We start from the raw sequence: 3,326 nt of genomic DNA, 5'->3' as shown, positions 1-3,326 counted from the left end.
ACCTCAGCCTTTACCGACTTGGCCCTCAGTGGCCGCGTCCTCGACAGAGTCGACAACCCCTGCCGCAACGCAACTGCCATCGAACCCGCCAACCGAGGTGCCGGTGGCTCCCGACGCGTCGGCGGTCGAAAAGGCGCCGATGCCCGGTCGCAATGTAGTCGTTGCCAAGGAGCCGGCCTCCATGAAGGTCTCTCCCCGGAAGGCCAAAGTTGGCGCCAAGGCCGCTGCGCCCGTTGCGTCACTGGGCTCGGAAGCCAATTCGTTGATGCGGCCATCTGACGCCAAGGCCTTATGAAAAAAGCAGATGCCTGCTTTGGAGCAGCCCGAACTTCTGCTCTGGGCCCAGAGCCAACGTTCGCATTGCTCCAACGCAGGGCCTGCCAGTCCGCAATGCCCTGGCGTGAGGTGGCCTCGTCCACCTGACTTCGAAGCCGCAGCGAATCGACAGGCTTTCTCTCAGTCACACACGAAGCCAAGATGCACGCCTAGCCACTTTCGGCTCGGCAAACACAAGTAGCTACCCTCTTATGAGGCCGTTCTGGCGAGCAAAGTGGAGGGCCTGCGTTCGGCTTTTGACCCCAAGCTTTCGAAAGAGGCGCCAAAGGTGGACCTTGACGGTGTGCTCGCTGATTTCCAGCCCTGCAGCAATCTCGCGATTTGAGAGCCCGCCCTCAAGCATCGCAATGAGTTGAACCTGTCGCTTCGAAAGTTTGGTCTCAGATTCCTCGTCTGCGTCCGTAGCCGCGACTAGCTCGGAGTTCGCGTCAGCCTGCATGAGGCCTCGTAGCGCCGCGGCGAGCTCCGTCGAGCCGAGTGCCTTCTCGATGTAGATATCAGCGCCCGCCTCGATGCATGATTCCTCGAAGTCGCTCGCCGGAGATGCGGAGTAGACCGCGAGCGGAACCTTGGGGAAATTCGCTCGCACGAGCTTCACGCCCTCCGTCCCCTTCGCATCCGGAAGCTGGAGGTCAAGGCAAACCATGTCAGCAGGGCCGTCCTTTGCAACCGCTGGTGCAAGCTGGGCGACACGGTCGAGTTCAACCACTTTGGCTCCAGGGCGCAACCTACGCAAGACCATCGATATCGCGTCTCGCATCATCGGATGGTCGTCGACCACAAATATGTTCATTCGTTCATCCGATGAGAAGAGGAGGAGGAAAAGGCCGTTGATGCTTTAGGAGTACAGCAGGCTATCCTGCGCGGTCACCGTCCGTGAGCAGTGGGATGATGGCCCTTGAACGATACACGACGAAAGCTCGAATACTTAAATTCAGCGCTCGAACCCACCCGGCCGCGACCGGCTACAGTCAGCCAGATGCAGGCCGTCGAGCGTCTCCCACAGTTGAGCTACGTTAAACCCTTCGCCCTCGCACTATTGAGACATCGCTATGAAGCTGGCCCTCTTCACACGACAACCCGAGAACCGAGTCTGCGCGCGTTGGCGTAAAAGATGTCGTAGCGCGGCGCGTTGCCCCACGTGTCATATGGGGGTGCGCTTCGGGTGACAGCCACGACGTCCGCCTCCCATGCAATGCTGTAGTTTCCGTCCGAGCCTTGCAAGTCCTTGAAGGCAATGACGATTTGCCTGACGGCCTGCTGCCGCTCCTGTGCGAAGGGTTGGCAACGGCGACCGTGATGCCCGTGCGCTATTGAGCTAACAGCGCCGCTCGACCGGCAACAATCGGCCATCAGAGGAACTTCGCGAAGGCGGGCTTATTGGCGGGTGAATACGCGCGCGATGTCCCAACAACTCCTGGAAGCTCTCGCTGACGCCTCTACGCCTGAGACGGGGGTTGCGAAAGACAATGGCCACCGTGTTGTGGCGTAGCGCTGGCTTCTGTCGACGAATACTTCCGACAGAGAAGCGGGGGCGAGACAATCGCGGCTTCGCTAACTTAAGGAGCTCTCATGTTGAGATCCGACGACGCCGGCAAACTCGTGCTTCGCCTTGGCCTTGGCCTCATCATCCTCGTGCATGGAATCAGCAAGCTGAGCGGAGGCGTCGGCTTCATCTCCGGCCTGCTCACATCGCACGGACTACCGCCCGCGCTTGCCTATTTGGTCTACGTCGGCGAGATCGTGGCGCCGCTGTTGCTCATCGTTGGCCTCTATTCGCGACCGGCGGCCTGGATCATCGTGATCAACATGATCGCGGCGATTGGCCTAGTTCGTTATAAGGACATGTTCGTGATCAGTAAGACCGGGGGCTGGGGGATGGAACTGGAGGGCCTGCTCCTGATCTCGGCGGTAGCACTGGCGTTGCTCGGCGCCGGCCGCTTCAGCCTGGGCGGGAGTGTCAACAAGCTCAACTGAGCGGATGCGCGACGGTGTTCGCAGTATCGAGGGCTTGGTCGACGTCAGACCGCTCGATCGGTTTCGGGTGAGCATCGTGAAGTTCTCATTCAACTCCCCCGTTTGATGCGGCGCTTGTCGGCGTTGGAGAACTGCCGACGTCGTGATGCTGTACAAGCTGATCAGCAAGGGCGCCCGCACGCCTGAACTGAAGGCCCTCGGGGATGACTTGCAGGTGCACGAGCCCGCGATTCGGGACTGGTTTCAGTCCGAGTTGGACGGCAAGTCCAACGGCGGCGAGCCGATTTTCGCGTACCTCGAACGCCATGGGATCACGAGAGATGAGGCTGTTATCCCACGGAAACGCAGGGAAGACATGGGCGGGGACAAGCAGCAACTCGTTCTCGCGTTCTTCGCCGACGAGGCGGCCGCCGACCAGGCCGCCGAGGCGCTGAAGAACTGGGACAAGGCCACCGAGTACATGAAGCTCGACGCGATCGGCGTGCTCGCCAAGGACCAGGACGGCAAGGTCAAGCAGCACAAGCTCGGGAAGCGGGCCGGGAAGAAAGGCATGGGGATCGGCATCGCCCTGGGCCTGATCGCGGCGATACCCACGGGCGGCCTCTCCCTGGCGGGAGGCGTGCTCGCCGGCGCTGTCGGAGGTGGGGTCATCGACCAGTTCCTCCACAAGGGCCCCAAGATGACTGACGAAGAGGTGGCGCGCATCGGCAGCGAGCTCGACGCAGGCCGCGCGGCGGTCGGTGTCCTCACCTGGGACTTCGAGACCGAGGCCGTGGCACAAGAACTCAGGGACCTGGGCGGTACTCCCCAGGCCCATGAAGTGGCCAAGGTGACGCCTGCGCACTAGTACAACATCCCGTAAATAGCTTTATGTAATAGGCTCGAAGTAGGGGCCGAGTAAAGAGACGACCAGATCGGCCACCGTGGCGAGGTCCCCGGTGCCGGGCAAGGGCTCCCATCGGCCGGTGTGGCTGCGGAATGCGGCTGAGTAGGAGTTGCGCGCGAGCTCGGTG

The 3,326-nt window shown here is 61.5% G+C and carries 3 protein-coding genes; 2 read left to right on the top strand and 1 reads right to left on the bottom strand.

The genetic code is table 11. The features are described 5' to 3' along the window. Positions 1–517: 517 nt before the first annotated feature. Positions 518–1,129 (bottom strand): response regulator transcription factor, encoded by a 612-nt coding sequence (locus AC1DY5_RS48305; protein ID WP_478121443.1) that lies wholly within the window; start codon positions 1,127–1,129, stop codon positions 518–520. 779 nt (positions 1,130–1,908) lie between these two features. Here AC1DY5_RS48305 and AC1DY5_RS48300 point away from each other — a divergent pair. Together AC1DY5_RS48300 and AC1DY5_RS48295 are read left to right on the top strand one after the other, a co-directional pair. Next, positions 1,909–2,313, top strand: coding sequence for a DoxX family protein (locus AC1DY5_RS48300; protein ID WP_478121442.1), 405 nt, complete (start codon positions 1,909–1,911; stop codon positions 2,311–2,313). Positions 2,314–2,458: 145 nt separating this feature from the next. After that, a complete protein-coding gene (locus tag AC1DY5_RS48295) occupies positions 2,459–3,160 on the top strand; it encodes a DUF1269 domain-containing protein (protein ID WP_478121444.1) in 702 nt (233 codons plus the stop codon). The last annotated feature ends 166 nt before the right edge of the window (positions 3,161–3,326 follow it).

This window comes from Variovorax sp. P4_D9 (assembly GCF_056401695.1).
Note: the sequence above shows the minus strand (reverse complement) of the source record. Positions and strands in the feature narration are given on the sequence as shown.

Bases quoted from the DNA above. Each gene is read 5' to 3' on its own strand.
- AC1DY5_RS48305 (WP_478121443.1), bottom strand. From the start codon at position 1,129: ATGAACATATTTGTGGTCGACGACCATCCGATGATGCGAGACGCGATA.
- AC1DY5_RS48300 (WP_478121442.1), top strand. From the start codon at position 1,909: ATGTTGAGATCCGACGACGCCGGCAAACTCGTGCTTCGCCTTGGCCTT.
- AC1DY5_RS48295 (WP_478121444.1), top strand. From the start codon at position 2,459: ATGCTGTACAAGCTGATCAGCAAGGGCGCCCGCACGCCTGAACTGAAG.